Source organism: Actinoplanes sp. NPDC051346 (genome assembly GCF_040682215.1).
In the GTDB taxonomy this organism is placed as follows: Bacteria; Actinomycetota; Actinomycetes; order Mycobacteriales; family Micromonosporaceae; genus Actinoplanes.
In genome coordinates, this window is record NZ_JBFBAJ010000001.1 from 698,217 (window position 1) to 701,380 (window position 3,164).

The following is a 3,164-nucleotide window of genomic DNA, read 5'->3' on the forward strand; positions in this document are numbered from 1 at the left end:
ACGATCCCTGCGCCCGATCCCTGCGCCCGATCCCTGCGCCCGATCCCTGCGCCCGATCCCTGCGCCCGATCCCTGCGCCCGATCCCTGCGCCCGATCCCTGCGCCCGATCCCCGCGCCTCTGCCCGATGCCCGTGCCCGATTTCCGGGGCCGCCGGCCCACATTCCCAGCTCAGCTGGATCCGCGGAGCGTCGTTAACCGCTGTCTCCGCTGGTCTTGCTCTGACGTGGCACGTCTTCTTCGATCAGACGTCATCGGAATGTCATGATCGCCTGTCAGTCTGGCGGAGCATCGCGTCCGTTTCGGGGTCGGGTAGGAGCTCCCGCACCTGGGCACAGCGGCAAGCGGCGGGTGACGACGAGTGGGACTTCGCGCGGCATTCGCCGACGGCTCCGAGATCAGCCCACGGTGGTTGGGCATGAGCGGGCCGCCCGGGCGGCCTAAGTTGGTCGCGCTGCGCTGCGTAAGTTGGTCGCGCTGCGCTGCGTAAGTTGGTCGCGCTGCGCTGCGTAAGTTGGTCGCGCTGCGCTGCGTGGCGCGTGTGTCGTGTCGTGCGGGGTGGCGTGAATTGGTCGCGCTGCGGCGTGAGTCGGTCGCCCGGGCGGGACAGCCCAGGGTGGCGTGAGTCGGTCGCCCGCGCGGGCCAGCCCAGGGCCGCGTCAGCGCGAGGGGGTCGCCCCTCGAGGAGCGACCCTCCACAGCGGGGATACGGCCTACTTCGACGGCTCGGGGATGTCGCAGGTGATCTTCGGGTTGACCCCGAGCCAGTTCAACGGGCCGGCCACCACGGTCACCATGACCGTGCCGGCCTCAGCGCAGCTGGTGTCGCCGGTGTCCTTGAAGTAACCACGCTCGAACGCGGCGACGGCGCCGAGCACCAGCCATATGACGACGATGATTCCGCCGATCGATCCTGCGCGCATCGGGGGCTCCTAAACGGTGGGGGAGTGTCCGCCCTGTACCCCGTACCCGACGATCTCTAAACGGCCGTGCGCACCGCCTGCAGGGTGTAGGTGTGCGGCAGGCGCCGCGGCCGGTCGGTGAGCTGCCACTCGCCGCCGGGTTGCTTCGTCATCGCGCCTGGCAGCGCCTCCCACGGCACGGTGTCGTGCTCGACGAGGCCCGTGAGTGTCATGCCCGCGTCCAGCAGGGCGGTCACGATCTCGCCCAGGCCGTGGTTCCACGAGTGGGTGGTGGTGTGGACGAACGTGTGGTCCGTCTCGACGTAGGTGCCGTCCTCCTGCCAGATCACCGGTTCCTCGTGCTCGAAGTACGGGAAGTCCAGGACCAGCAGGTCGTCCTTGCGGTCGTCCTGGAGCGACCACAGCACCGGGTGGCCCTCGCGGATGAACAACCGCCCTCCCGGCTTCAGCAGCGTGGCCACCACTCGCGCCCAGCGGCGGATGTCGGGCAGCCAGCCGATCGCTCCGATGCCCGTGTAGACCAGGTCGAAGGCGCCGTTCTCGAGCGCGTCGGGCGCGCCGTACACGTCGGATTCGACGAAGTCGATGTCGGCGCCGGCCAGTTCGGCGAGTCGGCGGGCCTCGATGAGCGACGCCGGTGAGAAGTCCAGTCCGGTCATTGTCGCGCCCAGCCGTGCGAGGGACACGGTGTCGGTGCCGATGTGGCATTGCAGGTGGATGCCGCGGAGGCCGCGGATGTCGCCGAGCAGCGGTCGATCGAAGGTGACGACGTCGCTGAGATGCGCCGGGTCCCGGGCGAAGGCGGCGAGGTCGTATCCGGCCGAGGCGGCGTGGACGGGGGCCCGTTCGTCCCAGTTGGCGCGGTTGACGTCGCGGTAGTCGGTCATGGCGTGGGACGGTATCGCAGACCGGGCCGCCCACCACCTGGTTTCCGCTCGGCCCGCGGCGCATGATGGGTGCCCTGGTGGATCGAAGGCGGGTGTGGGTGTGGAGAGCAGGCGAACGACGGTGCGGGACGTCCGCCGCGCCAACCGGGCCAGCCTGCTCACGGATCTCTTCCATGGCGGGCGCCAGAGCCGGCAGCAGCTCGGGGACACGACGGCGTTGAGTCAGGCCACGGTCAGCAACCTCATCGGCGAGATGATCGACGAGGGTCTGGTCGAGGAGGCCGGCCTGGTGGGTTCGGACGGCGGCCGGCCGCGGTCTCTGCTGCGGGTCGCGCCCGGCTTCGGGTACGTCGCGGGCGCCGACGTCAGCGCGACCCGGGTGCTGGTCGAGCTCTACGACCTGGCGATGTCCCGGGTCGGCGTCGCGCAATGCGCGTTAGCCGCGAGTGAGGCTGGAGAAGGCAAGAGCGGACCCGACCCGTGCCTTGCGGCCGAGAAGCTGCTCGAAGGGTTGGACGCTGTCGTGGCCGAGGCCGGCGTCGCTCGCGGCGAGGTGCTGGGTTTCGGCGTGGGCGTCGCGGGCGTCGTGGACCAGTCCGGAGACGCGCCCGTGGTGCACTCGCAGGCGACGGGCTGGGACGCCGTGCCGCTCGGTGCGATGCTGCGCGACGGCACCGACGTGCCGATCCACGTGGAGAACGGTGCGCAGGCGGTCGGCCAGGCCGAGATGTGGTTCGGCGCCGGTCGGGGCGCGCGGCAAGCGGTGATCGTCCTGGTCGGCGAGGGCGTCGGCGCGGCTGTCGTGATGGACGGGCGCGGCTATCGCGGGGCACACAGCAACGCGGGGGAGTGGGGGCACACCACCTTTGTGTACGACGGTGACCTCTGCCGCTGCGGTACCCGGGGCTGCCTGGAGGCGTACCTCGGCGCGGACCGGATCGCGGCCCGCCTCGCCGAGGCGACCGGGCTGGAGGCCGGGCCGGAGCTGTTGTCCCGGGTGCTCGCCGACGATCCGCTTCCCGGCGGGGCGGCGGAGGTCGTCCGCGAGACCATCGGCTACCTGGGCGCCGGCATCGCGGGATTGATCAATCTCTTCTCGCCCGAGCGCATCGTGCTGGGCGGTCCGGCCGGTTTGGCGCTGGGGGAGCGGTTCCTCACGGACATCCGCGAGGCCGCTGCCCGTCACGCGTTGCGACATCCGTATTCGCGTACCCGGATCGACCTGTGCCAGCTCGGACCGGACGCCGTCGCGATGGGCGCGGCCACCCTCCCGATCGCCCGGCTGCTCGCCGACGGCGGGCTGCCGGCGACGGCCGGCCCGGCACCGACATCGCGCGCCGCACACCGCCGCTCAC

The 3,164-nt window shown here is 71.3% G+C and carries 3 protein-coding genes; 1 reads left to right on the plus strand and 2 read right to left on the minus strand.

All coding sequences use genetic code 11. From position 1 onward, the window contains the following. Positions 1-712: 712 nt before the first annotated feature. Together AB0M36_RS03105 and AB0M36_RS03110 are read right to left on the minus strand one after the other, a co-directional pair. Positions 713-922 (minus strand): hypothetical protein, encoded by a 210-nt coding sequence (locus tag AB0M36_RS03105; RefSeq protein ID WP_189202627.1) that lies wholly within the window; start codon positions 920-922, stop codon positions 713-715. Between the two features lie 56 nt (positions 923-978). Beyond that, on the minus strand, positions 979-1,809 hold the full coding sequence (locus tag AB0M36_RS03110) for a class I SAM-dependent methyltransferase (RefSeq protein WP_364151466.1): 831 nt from the start codon (positions 1,807-1,809) through the stop codon (positions 979-981). Positions 1,810-1,909: 100 nt separating this feature from the next. Here AB0M36_RS03110 and AB0M36_RS03115 point away from each other — a divergent pair. Then, the coding region (locus AB0M36_RS03115) for an ROK family transcriptional regulator (RefSeq protein WP_364151468.1) at positions 1,910-3,164 on the plus strand (1,255 nt) is incomplete at its 3' end.

Bases quoted from the DNA above. Each gene is read 5' to 3' on its own strand.
- AB0M36_RS03110 (WP_364151466.1), bottom strand. From the start codon at position 1,809: ATGACCGACTACCGCGACGTCAACCGCGCCAACTGGGACGAACGGGCC.
- AB0M36_RS03105 (WP_189202627.1), bottom strand. From the start codon at position 922: ATGCGCGCAGGATCGATCGGCGGAATCATCGTCGTCATATGGCTGGTG.